Annotated in this window: 19 protein-coding genes and 1 pseudogene; all 20 read right to left on the reverse strand. The window is 61.9% G+C overall.

Going from position 1 to position 17,603, the window contains the following annotated elements:
* Positions 1–96 precede the first annotated feature (96 nt).
* A pseudogene (locus QC180_RS29840) lies at positions 97–816 on the reverse strand (transposase); the annotation flags it as partial.
* 501 nt (positions 817–1,317) lie between these two features.
* A complete protein-coding gene (locus tag QC180_RS29845) occupies positions 1,318–1,812 on the reverse strand; it encodes a DUF6301 family protein (RefSeq protein ID WP_278266205.1) in 495 nt (164 codons plus the stop codon).
* Positions 1,813–1,906: 94 nt separating this feature from the next.
* A complete protein-coding gene (locus QC180_RS29850; protein WP_278266206.1) occupies positions 1,907–5,122 on the reverse strand; it encodes a hypothetical protein in 3,216 nt (1,071 codons plus the stop codon).
* A 98-nt stretch (positions 5,123–5,220) separates the two neighbouring features.
* Complete coding sequence (locus QC180_RS29855; protein WP_278266207.1) at positions 5,221–6,180, reverse strand: hypothetical protein; 960 nt, start codon at positions 6,178–6,180, stop codon at positions 5,221–5,223.
* A 53-nt stretch (positions 6,181–6,233) separates the two neighbouring features.
* Positions 6,234–6,584 (reverse strand): phage tail fiber protein, encoded by a 351-nt coding sequence (locus QC180_RS29860; RefSeq protein WP_278266208.1) that lies wholly within the window; start codon positions 6,582–6,584, stop codon positions 6,234–6,236.
* A 56-nt stretch (positions 6,585–6,640) separates the two neighbouring features.
* The gene (locus tag QC180_RS29865) at positions 6,641–6,976 is read right to left on the reverse strand and encodes an LtfC-like domain-containing protein (protein WP_278266209.1); all 336 of its coding nucleotides are present in this window, start codon (positions 6,974–6,976) and stop codon (positions 6,641–6,643) included.
* A gap of 106 nt (positions 6,977–7,082) precedes the next feature.
* Positions 7,083–8,471 (reverse strand): DUF7257 domain-containing protein, encoded by a 1,389-nt coding sequence (locus QC180_RS29870; RefSeq protein WP_278266210.1) that lies wholly within the window; start codon positions 8,469–8,471, stop codon positions 7,083–7,085.
* Positions 8,468–8,908, reverse strand: coding sequence for a phage gene 29 protein family protein (locus tag QC180_RS29875; protein ID WP_278266211.1), 441 nt, complete (start codon positions 8,906–8,908; stop codon positions 8,468–8,470). Before QC180_RS29875 ends, QC180_RS29870 begins: the two co-directional genes overlap by 4 nt.
* 29 nt (positions 8,909–8,937) lie before the next feature.
* Positions 8,938–10,617 carry a Gp37-like protein gene (locus QC180_RS29880; RefSeq protein ID WP_278266212.1) on the reverse strand — a complete coding sequence of 560 codons (1,680 nt, stop codon included), beginning with the start codon at positions 10,615–10,617 and terminating at the stop codon, positions 8,938–8,940.
* A complete protein-coding gene (locus QC180_RS29885) occupies positions 10,614–11,480 on the reverse strand; it encodes a phage tail protein (RefSeq protein WP_278266213.1) in 867 nt (288 codons plus the stop codon). The genes QC180_RS29880 and QC180_RS29885 overlap by 4 nt, the downstream gene beginning before the upstream one ends.
* Positions 11,481–11,687: 207 nt before the next feature.
* On the reverse strand, positions 11,688–13,031 hold the full coding sequence (locus QC180_RS29890; RefSeq protein WP_278266214.1) for a hypothetical protein: 1,344 nt from the start codon (positions 13,029–13,031) through the stop codon (positions 11,688–11,690).
* Between the two features lie 34 nt (positions 13,032–13,065).
* Positions 13,066–13,659: a hypothetical protein gene (locus tag QC180_RS29895; protein WP_278266215.1), complete on the reverse strand. Its 594-nt coding sequence runs from the start codon at positions 13,657–13,659 to the stop codon at positions 13,066–13,068.
* A gap of 63 nt (positions 13,660–13,722) precedes the next feature.
* Entirely contained in the window at positions 13,723–14,112 is a 390-nt protein-coding gene (locus QC180_RS29900; protein ID WP_278266216.1) for a hypothetical protein, read from the reverse strand.
* Positions 14,109–14,426 carry a hypothetical protein gene (locus QC180_RS29905; protein ID WP_278266217.1) on the reverse strand — a complete coding sequence of 106 codons (318 nt, stop codon included), beginning with the start codon at positions 14,424–14,426 and terminating at the stop codon, positions 14,109–14,111. Before QC180_RS29905 ends, QC180_RS29900 begins: the two co-directional genes overlap by 4 nt.
* 167 nt (positions 14,427–14,593) lie before the next feature.
* Positions 14,594–14,926 (reverse strand): hypothetical protein, encoded by a 333-nt coding sequence (locus QC180_RS29910; RefSeq protein ID WP_278266218.1) that lies wholly within the window; start codon positions 14,924–14,926, stop codon positions 14,594–14,596.
* A 25-nt stretch (positions 14,927–14,951) separates the two neighbouring features.
* Entirely contained in the window at positions 14,952–15,113 is a 162-nt protein-coding gene (locus tag QC180_RS29915; RefSeq protein WP_278266219.1) for a hypothetical protein, read from the reverse strand.
* Positions 15,114–15,256: 143 nt separating this feature from the next.
* Positions 15,257–15,919, reverse strand: coding sequence for a phage tail tube protein (locus tag QC180_RS29920; protein WP_278266220.1), 663 nt, complete (start codon positions 15,917–15,919; stop codon positions 15,257–15,259).
* 99 nt (positions 15,920–16,018) lie between these two features.
* Positions 16,019–16,420: a phage tail termination protein gene (locus QC180_RS29925; RefSeq protein WP_474646561.1), complete on the reverse strand. Its 402-nt coding sequence runs from the start codon at positions 16,418–16,420 to the stop codon at positions 16,019–16,021.
* Between the two features lie 41 nt (positions 16,421–16,461).
* On the reverse strand, positions 16,462–16,698 hold the full coding sequence (locus QC180_RS29930) for a hypothetical protein (protein WP_278266222.1): 237 nt from the start codon (positions 16,696–16,698) through the stop codon (positions 16,462–16,464).
* Between the two features lie 55 nt (positions 16,699–16,753).
* Positions 16,754–17,419, reverse strand: coding sequence for a hypothetical protein (locus QC180_RS29935; RefSeq protein WP_278266223.1), 666 nt, complete (start codon positions 17,417–17,419; stop codon positions 16,754–16,756).
* Positions 17,420–17,603: the final 184 nt, after the last annotated feature.

The following is a 17,603-nucleotide window of genomic DNA, read 5'->3' on the forward strand; positions in this document are numbered from 1 at the left end:
ACAGCAACCGAACCTGATTGGAGCTCTAAGGGTTGTCCCGAAAGTCCGACGCGGTGACGGCGACCGGTCCACCGGCCAGGAATCAGCGAGCGTGGGCAAGTCGGCCAGGGTCGCTACCCCGGCCATCGCGACTGCAACCCCGTCACCGCGGAGACGGCAGTCACGCAGGATCTTCCAGGTCTTCATCCGGGCGAAAGCATGCTCGCCGCGAGCACCGGCCTTGCGGTGGGACTTGTTGTGAGCCTGTTTCCATTCCGACAGCTCGACACCGGGTGACCAGCGGTGCGGGATGATCAGACCGGTGCCCTGGTAGCCGGCATCAGCGATCACCATCGCGTTGCGGCAGGTGTGGGCGGCTCCGGACTCGGTCCAGGCTCGGCAGTCGTTGCGGTTGCCCGGCAACGGCCGCCCCAGCGCGACGACGAGTTCGGTATCGGCGTCGATCACGACTTGATGGTTGGTCGAGTACCGGTAGTTCTCACTCTGCGTGGCCACCTGGTGATCAGGGGTCGGAACCAGGGTGCCGTCCACGATCAATACCGCATCACGGCCGAACCGCGCCCGGGCGCCGTAACGCCAAACGCCGGTCCCAGATCCTCGACGACCCGGACCGCGGCCGACTTCGACACCCGAACACAGCCGCGAGTTGGCGCATCGTGAGGTTGGTCCGCCAGTAGGTGACCACCAGCAACACCCGGTCCTCGAAGCACAGCCCCCATGGTCGGCCCCCAACGGCCGGTCGGCGCCCTCACGTCGCAGCCGGGTGATCAGGCGAGCGAACGTGGCCGGCCGCAGCCCGGAGAACAGCTCCACCATCACCGGGTCAGACGCCGATATCACCACCGGCGGCACGGTACCCGTTGCCGCTCAACGACTTACGGGACATCCCTTAGGTTGGTCATAGCTTTCGGGAAAGCTTCCCCAAGACCGGTGAGCTGCCAGCCGACGCCGTCGCAGAACGGGCGCAGATCGCCAACAGTCCACGTCCAGTCGAACTCGGCAGCCACAGGCGCTGCACGGGCAGCGCGTTCAATGTCTGCTCGCATTGAGAAATAGCTCTTTCTCGTAGTCACTGTCGGTTCGGTTGTGGCCGTCGGGCGATCGTAGCCTCCCATACTTTGTGGAAGCCACAAACTCAGAGGCTTAGCTACCCGATTCGTTGGCGAGAACTTGTCGGACGCGGCCGCGTTGGCGTCACACCGATATCATCGGCCAGCATCATCAGAAGCTACAACGCGACAATCACACTATCGACCATGCCGGAGTGTAACGGAATACAGCGATACGTTAGACAGCGGTCCAACAGCGAATGTGAGATCAGATCTCGTCACGTCGAGCGATGATATTTTCGTCGATGTAATCTTGCTCGGCCTGAAACTCCCGGTCCACCAGACGAATATAATTCTCACGACTATTGCCTATAGCAAATATTGTTATATTAGGCAAGTCCCAGCGAAAATATATCCGCTCATTCCGGGAGCCACGGCCTGGCTCTCCCAACTCATCAAACAGGAGGTCGGCCATATCCCAGAATCGCGCCAAGGACAAGGCTCCACTTCCCGCCGATTCGGGATCCAGAACATCGGACACGCCGAATGTCATGTACCGCATACGCGAATCTTGCACAAAACACCGCCCGGTCGGCCTGTTGATACCCATATTGGTCGAAAAATCGGCACCGTATTTATGTCGATGTACAATCGTCCAATTTGCCGAACAGCAGAAACTTTCTATGTCGTCGGATGAGCCCGTCCAGTCAAAAGCAACGGCCAAACGTATAGCGTCGCGAAGCCGATCGAGGTCGACACGCATAACGGTATCATACTCCGATGGTGACATCACACTTCTCCCTAGAATACAGATGGTAGCCGCAGCCGGCATCCCGGCGATACTGATAAGTTCGACATTAAAGGCTGGCGATCTCAGCATACACACGTAGCCGCTCATTGGCCGTCCCATACTGCGAAATCGCAGGCGGAGGCGGAGGTGAGATATTGATTTGGAGCGACTGGTCGACACGATCCGAGCTGTGATGCGCACCAAGGTCGGCGAACGGCGGCACACCAATCGAGAGAATCGCCACTCCATAAGAGGCTCTTCCGGCGCTATCCATTAGCGACCTGGCTAGGTCATCGCTTAAGCCCGCTCCGATAACAGGCGAATGCTTCCTTGATTTTGGGGTATAGCCAGGAGGTGCCACATAGTCTGGGTGTTTCGGCCCAATGCTCTCCTCGAACTCCCAGGTGTATATTTTTCCGGTCGGATCGGTTTGAATCGCCTGGTAACGGACCTTGGATAGGTCAGGGTTCGGACCAAGTATCTGCTGTAGGTTCCACCCGTTCTCCAGATCGAGTTGTTTCAGCTTGTCGCCGAGACCGGGCTGACTCCGAAGCCGATCAACGAGATATGGAGTTGTCCCCTCTCTACCCCTCACCATTTCCCCAGGGAACTCATCAGACTTTATCCACGCCCCCTTACCCAAGTTCGGCTTGCCGCCACCCTTGGCGTCGACGACAAGTATTTCTCCGGTCTTCTTACTGACGAAGATCAGGTCTAATACGCCCTGACCACGTTCATTCGAAATCAGGGCCCATTCCATCTCCGCATCTGCGAACACTTCTGCAATAGCACCTGCTTCACCCATGTCTTCGCTTGCCCTGACAAGCGCGTTCTCTCTGTCAAAGTAGCCTTGGACAGAGGCTTGCAACTCGCCGATTTCAGCTTGTTTCGATGGATTGTTTTTAGCAAGATCCTCGAACACACCCAATCGATCTCCGCCGGTTATCGAAGCGATGTCTGTTTCAAGTTCAGCGGCCGCAATTCTGGCCTCCATTTCTTTACGGTATGAACTGAGTTCATCGCTCGCGACCTTGCGAGCTTGGACGAACGGGTCCGTCTCCGCGAGGCTGGCTACTCCATCCCTCTTGTCAACAACTTTGGCGTTGTAATGCAGATCCTGCTTTGGCAAATCCGCAAATGATCCACCGTGATGCCAATTTCCGTCGTACCATCCGGACTTTTTCCATTGATAGGATCCATTTCCTGCCGGTCGCACCAGATCCCAAAAGTTTTCGGGCTCAGGTGTACTTGTACGCGAGGCATCTCCGCGGCTGCCGGATCGTGGGGGTCGGGTACCACCGGCACGGCTTCCACCGCCGTCCATCGGTTGGTTCCGGTGCGGTGTTCCAGGGCCGAATCCTGTTCCGAGCCAGGGCTCTTCCGGTACTGCCCACCGTTGCCGTAGCGCCTCGACAGCTTCTTGCGCAGCCCCCCAGGCCCGATCGGCCATTCCTGGCTTCGGGGAACCCACACCCGCGAGGACGCCGTCGTCGGGGATACTTCCGAGTCGTTCCGGCAGGGCCGGCCAGGACTGGTCCGGTACTGCCCCGCGTATTCCGGCTTCGCCGAGGTCTCCGGGGATACGGATACCTTTCCCGATCTTCGGGATACCTGGAACGACCAACAAGCCGGCCCCAACTGCGGCCGAGCCCAACGTTTCGTCGGGATGATCAGCGAAATTGGACCAATCTGTGCCGATGGTCAGCTGTGACACGCCATTGAGAAACCGCAGGTATGAAGAATCGTCGCCAGCCGGGGCGAGGAGCGCCGCCTTACCATCCCGGCCGGTCTGCAGAACGAGGTCAGCCAAGCCGGTCAATGCGGTTTCACGGTTCGGGAGGTTGAGCGTATGCCCCCAATCGAGGTCGCCGGATCCTTCTTCCGGCTTCTCGAACGCACCCGCCAGACTCAGTGCACCGATACCGGCGCCAGCCAAGGCGTTCAGGGCACCCTTCGTCGTGCCCGGGGTCAAGCCGAATGCCAGGCCGACGGGCGAGATCCAGTCCACTCCTGTTTCTATTGCGCCCAGCGTGTCGATCGTGCCCGGCGCCACTGCCTTATCTACGAGATTGCCGCTCAGGTCATAGGTGAAGCTGGCACCGGTCGATTGCTGGATCGCGATGACCCCGCCGCCCTCGCGGGCAATCAGCTCCCAGTTCTCACCGTGGACATCCGTCCGGATCAGCTTGCCGTCGATACGGGTATCGCGGTACCACTCACCAGGATTGTTGCCGCGAAACTCATCGGTACGCCGACCGTCGGGATAGATATTGAACACATGCAGACCGTCCTCGGTCAGCTCGGTTCGATACATGTGCTGGTTGCCCTGAGAATCTGGAAAGACGCTCCATTCGTCGCCATCCAAGATTCGCCAGCCATAGCCGTAGGAGTCGATCTGCCCGGTAAACGTCGATACGAGATTTCCAGCGGCGTCCCGGGCCGTTGTTGTTTCAGTCCTATTGCCCAAGTTGTCGAAATGGACGTTGTCGTACAATCCCGCGGAATTTGCTATGCCGACGTCATAACCGACAACATTTCCGTTCGAGTCATACGACGGCGTCAAAGTTTGACGGTAGTCGGCCGACATGCCGAATACGTTCGTCGCTTCTCCCGACGTGGAGACGCCAGGATTGAAATGGAGGCCGGTCAACTGTGCAGTGGGCGAATCCTTGGAAGCCCAGGAGGCCATCCCGTTGCTATCGTTGTTCCAGCGCTGCCAGCTGCCATCGACATCAGCCGCCACGCGAGAGATCGTCGTGCTGCCATCGAGATTCGTAATAGTCTGGTCGACAGTAAGGAGGCCGTTCCCCTCTGGAATTTCATTCCGCACCGTACGGCCGTCCGGCAGCGTTGTGTACCAGACATCTCCGACCTGGCGGCCCGATGTATCCGGAAGGCCGAAAATATCTCCCCCTGGCGGGATGCCACTCGCAGCCACACTGTCGCCGATTCCCGAAGGATTTCCTGTCGACGACGGCAAGTCCACCGGATAGACCATTTCGAGCGTAGGCGTGCTCGAATCGATTGACGGCTCGGAAGAAGGGCTGATCGACCCCGTCAGATCGGAACCTTCAGGTACAGCCGAGACGCCGAGTAGGCCGCCGGTCAACGTTTCGGTGCTTGCCGGGTTCGACTGCGTCGGCGCCGTGGTAGGTGCCGTAGCGGCAGGTGCGGGCGCGGGCGTCGGGGCCTCCTGCTTCTCCTCCTGTTCTTCTTCGTCATCGCCCGTCACGTAGTCGAGAGCATCGCTGCCGAGCCCTTTGACCTTGTCCCAAATACCCACTGTGTCTCCCAGAATTCGCGGAGTCGAGAAATGAAAAATGCCGCGCCCACCCCTGGAATGGGGTGGGCGCGGCATGACGAAGAGCGCGCGGTCAGTAGCTATGCCGGTGCGCGCAGGATTCGGATCTTGGTCGCGGTGCCGTCACGGACCGTCGCACCGTGGCTGGACCAGCCCTGCAGCGTCACACGATCGCCCGCGTCGATCCGCATCGTGGCTTTCGCGGTCATCGTGCCCGTCCAGCCAGTCGCCTCGGTACCCGTGGCGACGACCACACCGTTGACAAGCAACCGGACAGCCTGGCGCGGACCACCCGCACCGCTGTAGATCACGTACGGGACACTGGCCGACACCTCGGCGCTCAGTGTTGTTCCCTGCGCGAGCAGGGCGTGATCACTGACTGTCGAACCCGGGTACGCCGCGGTGTCGGCGTACCAATCCCGGATGACAGCCCAGTTCCCGGTCAGAGGCTGGTCGCCGCCTTTGCTCATACCCGATGGCTTGAATGGCGGAGCGACTGTCGCCGTGAACGTCCCGGAGCCGCTGGCGGCCATCGGGATCGGTCCGTAGTGCGTTGTCGCGGCGACACCGGTGCTGCCGAAACCGGCCGAGGCCGAGGACTTCGGAACCACGGTGGCCGCGAGTCCTGCCGCTGCGGAGAAGACCGCTCCGGTGCTCGTAGTACGGCTTTCGGCACCGAAACCCGCGGCGACGACGACGCTGCTCCCCGCACCGGCCGAAACCGACGCGGCCGCCGTACCGTCCTCACCGAACACGGGATAGAGCCACTGCGACAACGGCCAAGCGACCGCCTGCAGTTCGCCTTCCGCGCCCGCGGCAGCTCGGACGGTTGCCGACGGCGTCAGCATCACCGCACCCACCGAGGTTCCGGTGAAGGAGGCGTAGACAAACGGTGGGACCTCCGGGATCCGGGACCCATCTGTTGTCGCGCTGGGCGGTCGTGGTGCGTCGAGCACCACCTTGGGCGCTCCGGGCATCAGGGGAGCCGCAGTGGGCGGCGTCGGCAGGCTTGCCCTGAACACCTGCGCGGGTGCCGTCATAGCGACCTCCGATTCGTTTGTGAGCGAGCTGTTGTCGACACCGAAGTGTCGATTCAGCTCATGGCGAAGGTGGGGGTGATGAGCAGGGTGCCCTGCGCACCGAGAGTGGTGGAGGCGATCGAGACCTTGTCGATGAAGGTGCCGCCGGTCGGTGCGCTCCACAGTCCGGCGTGGGTGTACGTGCCGGCGGGGAGGTCGACGGTGACCTGGCTGCCGGAGATCTGGCCATTGGCCGGAGCGCTCCAAGTGGTGGCGACACGGGCATAGGCCGGAGAGCCGCCCGACGCTTCGTTGGTGCCGGTGGTGCCCGGGTCGCCCGTGTGGACGGAGACGTAGACAGTCGACGCGATGTTCGCGTAGGCGGCACACAGGACGTTCTTGGTGGAGGTGACAGCGATAGCCATGAGAGTGCTCCTCGAGAGTGTTTGTTCTGGAAGGGTTTTGGCTGGTCAGGAAGTGATCAGCTGCGGATGACGGACCCGACGTACCACGCGTAGGTGGTGACCGGAGACGTCAGATAGGTGACGAGCATCGTGTACCGCGAGTTGGTCGGGATGGCGTCACAGGTGGCAGCGGGGACGCTCCAGGTCGCCGCGTTCGCGGTAACAGCGGCGGGCCATTCGCCCAGCGCCGCACCGCCAGGCGCGGAGAGAACGATCCTCACCTCGGTGCCGGCGGGGAACTCGGCTCCACCCGACGGCTCGATGGTTTGCACAAAGCTGGCGCCGGTCGTGAGCTTGAGTGGTTCGATTCTCGGCTGGTACCCGAGGTATCCAGGATCGAGTGCTGTTGTCATTCGTTTCCTCTGCTGTATCGACCTCACCCATGCGTGACGTGGAGAGGTTCGGGGAACACGGCCGTACCGGCCGCACGGTCACGACTCGACGAGTCGCGAGGAAGGTTCAGGAATAGGAGCACAGGGTGCCGTCGAAGTAGGTTTGTACGCCCGAGGCGTCGCCACGCATGTCATTGGCGGCAGCGACGTAATAGCCTGGTGCCCAAACACTTCCAGCACCGGCGAAGACGACGAACGATGCGGTCGCCTGCCAGACTTTGGAACCCTCGGATTCGGCACCGTTGCGGACGATCTTCCACTGCCCGTCCGGATCCGCCGCCGACCACAGGGAAACGTTGATGTTGTTGCCCGTCCCGCATGGATTCACCCACCGAGCACTGACATTCATCACGTACCAACCGGACCTGATGATCTGAATGCGCCCGGAGCCGAGGTCGAGAACATTGACATTGTTCGACTGACGGGCTGTGTCGAAGACACTGCCGAACCGGGCAGCGCCCGCGCTGTGCGGCACTGACGCCGTGTTCTGCCTGCACAGCGACCAGCCAGTGCCGACCACCGGAGGCGAGGTCGTATCCGCCGCGGCGAACGAATCGAGATCGAATCCGAAGGAGATCTTCTTGGAACCGTTCCACAGGGTCGCCACATCGCAGGCGCTGAAGAACCCGACAGATCGGTTGTTGGCTCCGACCGGCGAACTCACCGCGGAGTCGCGGTAGTTGAGCTTTCCTACACCGTTTACCAGGACCTCGTAGGTAGGGCCGGACGCCGCTACCGTCACGGTATCGCCGACGCCGAGCGACAAGCCTGTCAGCTCGGCCCAGGTGGTCGTGGTCAGTTGGCCGCCGCTGAACGTCGCACGTTGCAGGACGATTCGACCGACTCCCACCTGGGCAATGACAAACGTCGACAGATCCGCAGCCGCACGGATGAGCAGTCCGCTGCCGGTGTATACATCCGCCTGATTGCGGCGGCCCAACACCACCGATACCGACTGGTCGTCCGTCATCAGCGGGGTTGTCCGCAATGCGAGATCGGCGCCGCTGCCGGTGTTACCGGCCTTGGCGATTCCCGCCTGATTGTCGGCGACGACGATGTCCCCGACCGATCCTTGGCTCGCCACCCAGGTGGCAACGGTCCATTTGGTCACGTCCCAGGTTTCGAAGTTGTCGGTCGCCGAAGCACCTCCGACCTGGTCCTGGGTCTGCTTGGCCTGCAGGTTCGCGATGGCTGACGCGTTCGCTGCCGAGGTGTTCTGCGCCGAGCTCGCTGTCGACTGTGCCGACGAGGCACCCACTTGCGCCCGAGACGCCGCGGTGAGCGCACGATTGTTGACGGCGTTCATGTTCGTGCCGATGGCATCGACGCCGGCGAAGGACTCGGTGACGCTGGCGAGGATCGCCGCCCGTGCCGACTCCCACGTCACCTTCTGGATATTGCGGATCGATCCGCCGGTATACGCGCCGGGAGGTACCGACCTGTCCGGGCTCGTCATCGAATTTCTTCCTCGGTCGAACGCCGGGCGCTACTGCCGATGCTCGCGTGGTTCAGATCGAGGTCCCGAGGGTCGACCAGGTGCTTCAATTCCCCGGATTCGCGCAGCTGCTCCACCAGGTGAGCACGTTCTTCCGGGGTCAGTTCGGTGACATCGGGCGCGGAGGTCTCGGGCGGTCGTGGCGCACCCTTCTGCGCCCACTGGCCCGCACCGTTGAGCCAGTGGGTGACACCGCGCGCCGGCGGATGGTATTCCTTGTTCTGCTCTTCGGGGTCGTGACGAAATCCCAGGTCCCACAGGTGTTTCGACCATTGACGCAGAACGTCGGGGTGGACGAGCAGCGGCGAGTTCTGCGGGCCGGGAAGTCCGACCAGCGCCCACACGAATGCTTCGTGCGGGTCGTCAGGGTTGCACTGTTCTAGCGAGGGAATGGACATAGGAGCTACTCCGGCGAATCGAGAGGGATCTACATCTGGACGGCGAGCGCATGAATGTCATCGACGATGTCGGCGACTACGCGCATGGATTTGGCGAAAGGCATGTCGTGGTCGCGATCGGAGCCGACGGTGACCTGCCAAGCCGGGCTGGCCGTGCGTGACCAGGCCAGTTCGAGCTCGGTGACCTGGTCGACATAGATCGCCCCCTCCGGCATGCCCTTGACGGTGGAACCGACACGGTCACCGAGGAAGAAGTGCCCCTGCCCCTGGTCACCGATCAGATACGGCTCACCGTTGGCGACGGTGAACTTGTGGGTGAAGTGCTGGCGGGTCTTCCACATGCCCTCGCCCAGGGTGAGCAGGGAACCGAGGGTGTAGGCACGGTCGGCGCTGTTCTCGAAGTGCTCCTGGTAGTGCGACCAGCCGGCATCGAGAGCGCGGCGAGGCGATCGGTGGCGTTGCCAAGCCAGCAGGGTGTCCGACAGCAACGCCGTGGCGATCGTGTTCGCCACCGCGGTAGCGGCGTTCACCGCACCGCCGGCGATCGAACCACCGAGGGGAATCTCGCTCAGCGCGCCCGCGACCAGGAATCCGACGACCTGGATCGCCGAGGAGATCGCCTCGTTCACACCGGGCATCGAATGCCCACCGGTGAGCACCTGCACCGCCGAGGCCGGGTTGACCACGAACTGTGAGGTCTGGATGCCGGTGTTCTCGTTCTGCCGGTAGACCACCCAGGGATTGGACGGGAGTGTGCCCATCCATCCCGGGTTCCGGTACAGCTCGGGTGCGTTCTGGTCCGGTAGCACATCGGGGCTGTAGTCGAGGAACGTGTTGTCGAACACCTGCATGGTGCGCTCGAGTCCGTCCCACATGTTGCCGCCGGTGCTGGTGCCGGTCCAGAATCCGGACTTGTCGACGATGTCGACCACCAGGCAACCGTGCCGAAGCTGCGCGCCGGGCCACGGCTCTGGATCACCCTGGAGCCACCGGCGGGTGACAACCGCCAGTTGCGCGGTCTCGAGCGTCCCCGATGCGGCTTCGTGGAAATTCTGAAAGCGGGAACCGAAGATGGTCCACAGGGAGGTGTCGCTCTGGAACGCAGTCGGTTTCACGACGACACTCCAGGTGGACTGGTCGAAACTGCCCCACCCCTCGGGATCCATCGGATCATCCGGCAGTGTCCACAGGCCGCCCTCGAGCCGCAGCAGGTTCAGGTGCAGCGCAGTCTTGAGGACCCACACGCTGGGACCGGCCAGCAGGAACTGCCGCGGGAACTGCACGTACTCGGGCAGGAACGGATTCGACCAGCAGTAGATGTGCTTGAGGTCCTGGTAGGAGTGCATGAACAGCAACTCGACGGTGACCACACCGTGTGCGTCGGTCTTGATGACCGCCTTCTCCAGTCGCCCATCCCACCGCGCACCGTCCTTGTCTACGGTGATGTGGACATTCTTCTTCGCGCGGCCGTTGATGTCGACGGCCCATTTCGCGAGGTAGTAGTCGTAGGGCAGCACCAGCAGGCCGGTACCGGACTGGTTGAGAATCCACCGGAAGTCGGCGCTGATCTCAGCACCGCACACGCCACGCAGGTTCCAGTCACCATCCCACAGCCGGATCAGCGGCCTGGCGAACCGTTGCTCCTTTCGAATCCGCTTGGCAGCCTGCGCATCGCTGTAGATCGCGGGCAGGTCGATGGCGGCCGTCACTGCAGGCCCCACGGACGTGACCAGTTGCGCGGCTGCACAACCAGCACCGACGCGCCCGAAGGCGCACCACTGACCGACACCGGCACCGAGGTGGCCGGGGTGTACGGCGGAACCGGATACAGAAAGCTGACGCCGTTCATCAGCGCCCAGATCTGGGAGCCGTCCTTGGCGACGATCATCTCTTCCATCGGGTCGGTGTCGACCGTCAGGTCCTTACCGGCTGTGGTGTACGGCAGCGTGATCACGCGATCTGCGTCGCGGTCGTCGACGCCCCAGGAGAAGTCGGGTACGGTCCATCGACCCGGCGCGGAACATACCCACTTGAGCCACATCGGCTGATCGGTCGGGTTGGCGATGGTGATGGTGCCGGACTGGCTCTGGCCCTCTCCGGTGGTATCCGCCGTGGCGGTCCAGGTGCCGGTCACATCGGCCTCGACCCACCAGGGATTGCCCGCGGTGCACGTCATGACGACCTTGCCCATGGACTTGAGATGGGGGTCCTTGTCCGGTTTGAAGTCCGGCTGTTCGGACATGCGCAGCTTCAGCGATCGCGTGCCGAAATCGGTCGTGATGGTCAAGGTCGCGTCCCGGTCGTAGGCCCACGCCTTCCGCCACGCCGAGTCCACGGCTTCCCATGAGCGGCCGGCAGCCTGAAAGACGTTGACCGCGAACACAAGATCTCGCTTGTTCGTTCGATAGCCACCGAACGACGAGCCGGACTGGAACGCGGACTGGTTCCAGATCGTCGTCACCGGTGCGTCATACAGACCGGTCGGCGACGTGGCCAACTCCACTCCCTCACGACCACTCCCCCGGCCGGCGATGGTCCATTGCGAACCATCGACCCCGGTCACCGTGATCATCGCAGCATTAGACGCCACCAATTCACCTCAATTCTTTGCGCGGCCACGCCGGGCAGAAGGACGAATCGACTTCTACGGCGGGCACTTCGGAAATCGACGCCGTGCATATGAGTCGTCGTCGAATCGTTGAGCGGGCGGCAGACCTCGGCCGTCTCCACTGAATTCACTCGTTTCGCCGCCATCTGCTTCAGCAGAGCGACCACCAAATCAATTGGCGTTCATCAGTTCCCACTGCTGGGCGAGAACCTTCAATCGCGCGACCACGTCGTCCTGGCTCGACATCGAAATGTTCACCGTGGCAGACCGGCCGGATGGAGCCCCCTGCCGGTGTGCCTGGTCTCGGCCCGACGACGACGCCCGCTGCTCCAGCATCTTCTGCAGAAAATAGGGGTCGGCATTCAATGCCTGCAAGAACGGGCGGTTCACCGATGTCGACCTGGCGTTCATGACGAACTCGCCGTCCGACAGATACGCTGGGATCTTGTCGCCGATCGACGAGCCCGGCCCCTGGACATCGCCGCCGGCCGAGAAGGTGTTATTGACCGCTTCGGAGAGGAACCGAGCCGTCGACGCCACTATGCGAGCAACATCGGATTGCATAGATCCCCCCGACCCCGGAAAGTCATCTCCTGGAGTTCCCGCGAGATCTCTGATCGCACTGATCGGACCCATTTCGCGATACCCATAAGGAACATTTCCTTTTGACGGGCTCTCATCGACGAGAGTGTACCGCAGCGATACCGGATCATCATCGTACTTGTCGAGCACAGAAACGTCCATGTCGTCGATGAAGCGTTCCCACTCCGCTGGGGGCATTGTCTGGCAGCCCGCGCTGGCGACGTCACCTCGCCCTCGATGCCAGAACATCGACTCACCGCCCGGCCCCCAGGCGCCTTCATCGAATCGTCCATCATGATCCGAATCGTACTGAGCGGGAGCCAAGGCACCTTCACGCATTTTGAAAACATTGCCGTCTCCGACGGAGTTGTGTTTGTTCATAAACCACTGATGGTAGTAAGTGTATGAACCCACGGGGAGTCGGCCGAGTTCTCTGATGCCGTCACCATTGACGTCGATAACAGTTCTATCGTCGGGATCGTCGGAGCCAGGCAGGTACTGCGAACTCGGGTCAGTATTCACTTGATACTGACTTACATGCTTCGTACCGCCCTCATCGATCCAGAGAAGAAAGGCCGAGTCGTCGTATTCACCCTTTCCCCCGTTTTTATTGGTATTCGTAGGATGGCGAATCGCGACCATATTCTTCTTACCCGGGCCGTCATCGAACAGTCCATTGTTTCTCTGTATGAGCGATTTGTAGTAGTCGTATTTAAGGTCGACAAGCTCTTGTGGTGACTGTTGACCGAAGACGCCCGGGGCGAGGATGTCGACATCGCCAGAATCATGCCTAACGGTCGACGGAACGCCAGCGACATCCTCGAAACGGCGAGCGGGCCGGTCCATCGCCATATCGGGCAATGTTCGAATCCGATCCATCTGCGACCAATCGAACTTCGTCCTCGAAGGATTACCGCCGTCTCCGCTTGACATGACTCAACCCTTTCAAATTTTGTTCAGGACCGGCTCAGCCAATCCATCTGTAGTAATACCATCGGCTACCGAGCGGTGCATAGTACGTATGCCCGTGAATGCCATCGAGATTCTCGCCGTGCGGCCTGTACAAGAACCCACTTCGAACGACTGGATAGTCACGCAGTAGTTGAAAATCGCAGCCACCGCCTGCTTGTCGATCTATGCGATGGAACGTGTAGGCGCCAACACGCTTTCCAACGTATTCGCTACCCGTTGTGGAAGTGGAAATCGTCCGGCAATCATCCGTGTATTTGTCCATCTCCGATTGCGATAATTCCCAGCCGACCCGCCCTGGGATATCGCACATGGTCAACGCCAGCGTGGACACCACACAGATAGGGACAAGGAGGCTCGGTTTCAGCCAGTTCCTATAGCGCAGCAGAGCAATCGCGATCAATACCACCCACGACACCGCGGGTATCGTCACGGCGATGCCGGCGGAGAACCGAGTTTCGATATCTTCGAACGCCGTGGCATCCGCCCACAAAACCCACAGGCAGCATGCCAGCGCCAAGGTCCCCGAGACCAACATCGCCGCTTTCCAGAGATTCGAAATAGGCTGTCTCGTAACAGAATTCACGCTCATCGTGCACAAGCTACCGGATACTCCGGTCTCGACCGTTCCTATGCTCTCCTGGGCCGAGGGCGATCAGCTGACGAAGACCGACAGGTGCAGACCCGCGGCAAGTGCTTGGCCGGAGCCGTTTTGACTCATTCGCACATCGAGTACATCGCCGGCACGCAGTACCGGGGCCGTGGTCAGCGGGATGGTGACCGGTATCTCCGCCACCAGATCGATCCCCGAGGTCAGCACGAGACTCGCGAACGTTTCCAGCACGACGCCGTTGCGGAGTTGCCGGACAGCGATCGTGGCATTGTCGGCCAGGGCGCCGATGACCGTGGGATAGGACGGGGGTGCGACGAGCTGGACGTCGGTGACCGTATCGCCACTGTAGAAGGCAGGGGAATACACGCCGATCAGCGCAGTGATGTCGGCTGCGCCAGCGGTTTGAGCAGGCAGAGTTGCCGAGTAGATCATTCGTCCTCCCAGGCGGATGCGGTGAACTCGTCGATGAGGTTCTGCATCGACTCATCTCGTTTGGTGTCACGGGCGATGTCGACCGCCGTCACCGGGCGTGGCATCGGTGTCACCCGCGGTGGATCACCTCCGGCCGCGGCGATCACGGCGGCTTGCACACCTTGTAGCGCGTCGATGATCGACAGCAGCAGATAGCTGTCGATGGTGTAACCCTCCGGCGTGGGGCCCGCCGGTTCGCTCTTCTCTTCGTACAAGTCGAGTGCTATTTCGGCTTGCTCGGCGGCCAGCATCTGTTCGGCGAGCTCGGCGTCCATCGCCAGCGCGGAACGGTACTGCGAGCCGTGCGGCAGCCGATCTTTCAACGACCAGATGGTTCGCCAATCGCGGTCGCGGATCGAGGAGGGCCCGAAGCAGTCCCGGACGTCGATGCCGCGCTCGAGCAAGTCGTAGTCGAGCGCGGCACCGAAACGTTCCCAGAACTCTACGAGCCCTGCGATCCCCCCGGCAGCTCCGCGGAGCCCTGGCCGAAGAGGTGGGCGTAGAGGTCCTTCTGGAAGGCGTACCACTCGTCGAGCGGACGATCCGCGAACAACGCCTCGACAGCTTCGTACTGGTCACCCAGTACGACAGCCATCTGCTCGTCATCGCTGGCGGTCCTGCGTAGGGCGAGGACCTGGCCGCGGGTGACCGGCGCGATCGCGATGTGATCGGTCAGTCGGTACGGTGCGCGGCGGCGTGGAGCGAGTTCTTGCTGCAACTCGTAGAAGCGACCGCCGACCGCGGCTTTGCCGGCCGCTTCGGATGTGGATGCCATGGTGATTTCTCCGGGTTTCGCTGTGTTACTTGGACTTCGAGGCGCGGCGCGCGGTCTGAACGGCGCCGGTCTTCTCGGAGTGGCCGCGCTTGAACACGGCGTTGACGTATTCGGTGGCGTTGGAAACGATGTAGTCGTCGACACCGTCGGTCATGGTGACGGGGTACTCGGTGGGGATGGCGGACACAGGGACCCGCTTTCTTCTCCGGCAAAGTTGGATAAGGAAGTTGTGTGGGGCGTGCCATGACCGGAGAAACATGACACGCCCCACGCCCCGAATCGAGGATTCGGGAGTCCATATACCGTCCGTGGATGGACGGCGCAGGCCTCTTACGAGGCGTTGGGGATACCGGTCTGAGCCAGGATCTTCTTCCAGCCCGAGCCACCGAAGCCGTGCGCGATGGCGTAACCGGCGGTGTCGTCCTTGAAGGCGACCATGGTCAGCTTCTGGGCGAGCACCTCGGTCGGGTTCCACTGCTCGCCGCCGTACTTGCTGACCGCCACCTTGGGCAGCACCTTGTAGACGTAGATCGGATCGGCGTCGTTGCCGTCCTTGCCGATGATGATCGCCGAGTAGTACGTGATCTCCTCGGAGGCAGGCTGCGCGAAGAAGACCTCACCGGACTCGGCATCGGCCTTGATCGCGGCGACATTGGTGCTGGTGGCCAGATTCAGGGTCAGCGCAGTGGTCTGCTGCGGCTGGAACTCGATCGTGGTGATGTCACTGGTGACATCGTTACGCACCGGCTGCAGCTCGCCGTAGGACTCGATCGGCGCGGCGGTGATGCCGCGAGCGAAGGCCACACCGGTCTTCTTGTCGATCAGGCCAACCGGCTGGTATGCGGCCGGAAGGGTCTGCAGCGCACCGGTGGCATCGGTCAGGGCCGCAGGAGCCGGGGTGTAGTGCGGCGCGATGAAGACGGCGGCGTCGAGCGGCTTGAGCAGCAGCGAACGCTGTGCGTTCTTCAGCGCGGTGAGGTTGGTGGCAGGCATCTGTCTCCATTCGAGCGCCCGCACGTGCGGGCGCGATTATCAAGAAACCGGCACCGGATGGTGTCGGATGAATAGCCCCGCCCAGGGCATGTTCGGCCCCTACTGGCGGCGGGCTTCGATCGAGAAGGCGATCTCGACCATCTGGTTGAGCGGGTCGAGATCGGGAACCTCCGACAGGCCGCGGCTGCGCCGCAGGATCGGCGGATGGAATTTCGGTTCCTCGGCCACGATCTCCTCGGTGTAATCGACGAGAACACCGTTGACCCGGCTGGCCGGAGCGTTCAGAAGGGCGGTACGAACTTGCGCCGAAAGCTGTTGCGCCTCCAGCCGAGTGGTTCCGAAGGCGACGACACTGACCTTCGCCTTGTAGGTGATGGCATTGATGTCGAGCGTTCCACCTGTGGTTCGCACCCAGATCAACGGCAGCTGGGATTGCAGGTCCGCCGAAGTCGCCGGCAATGTGGTGACAGTGCCCGCGATCGGCGTGAACAGATCGACCATGAACTGCTCGAAGTCGGGAAACTCGCCCACTACGGGATAGGTCACGACGCCTCTTCCGGCGCGGGTCCGACGGCCACCTCGGCGGCGAGGGTGCCGGCGGGGGCCTCCGGTGCGGGAAGGGCGTTGGCCACCTTCATCGCGACACCCTGAGCCAAGTTGGACAGCACGTTGACCTCGGCCCGCAAGGTGGCCAGCCGGGTCACCAGGACCTGAAGTTCGGTGATGATTTCCGTCGCGAGCGCGCTGGCGCTATCGGATGTTGGCACGAATTTCTCCAATCGTTGAATCCACGGGTCACCCGCGTGGGAAGAGATGCTGGAATTCAGCCGGGCGTCAGCGCACGTGGCCGAGATAGGTCGAGAGCCGGTCGCGCAACGGGTCGTGAGTGAACGTCGGCGCGAGCTGTTCGGGCTTGATCACATTGATGGTGGTGCTTCGGTCGATATCCGGACCCAATCGTCCTTCGAGAGTGCGTATTTGCGGCTGCGCCAATCTCGGAACGGTCTGTCGCAGATTCGTCGATGCGGTCGAGAGGGTCTCGACAACCGATGTCACGGTGCTGGTCAAGGCAGTGGCCGCGCCCGCGGCAGCAGCACCGGCCGGGCCTGCCACGGCACCCGCGAGTGCCGAGAGCGCAGCTTCACCACCGGCAGCGGTGATCTCGTCGCGCGTGTTCTTGTAGATGCTGTACCAGTTGTTCCATTGCAGGAACGGAAAGAGCGACCCGACCGGGGTCGTGGAGAGGAATCCGCCGGCATCGGTGGGGCCGTGCTCTTCTTCCACCTCGCCGCCGGACGCATACGCCTTCGTCTTGAACAACGACTTGCCCACTGCTTGCCCCACCCCGCTCGCCATGGTCGACCACTGCAGGAAGGGGGCGAGACGTCCGGGTCGTGAGACCGACAGCGCGCCGTCGTCATAGCTCTCACGACGACCTTCCCATTCGCCGTCCGCGAAGCGCACGAGCTGCGCATCATTTCGTATCTCTTCGAAAGACAATTTCGACCATCCATCAGATATCGAGGGCAACCGCTTGGGCCCGTCAGAGGCCGAGAAGCGGCAGGATCACCGGGGCAAGCACGACGGCCAGCTCGAGCAGTTCGAGAAGAACAGGAAGCACGACATTCACCTCCTCCCGGCATCTAGTGCTGGGTGTAAGTAGGCGTGGCTCAGGACAGAGATT

This window comes from Nocardia anocheti (assembly GCF_029675105.1).
Taxonomy (GTDB): domain Bacteria; phylum Actinomycetota; class Actinomycetes; order Mycobacteriales; family Mycobacteriaceae; genus Nocardia.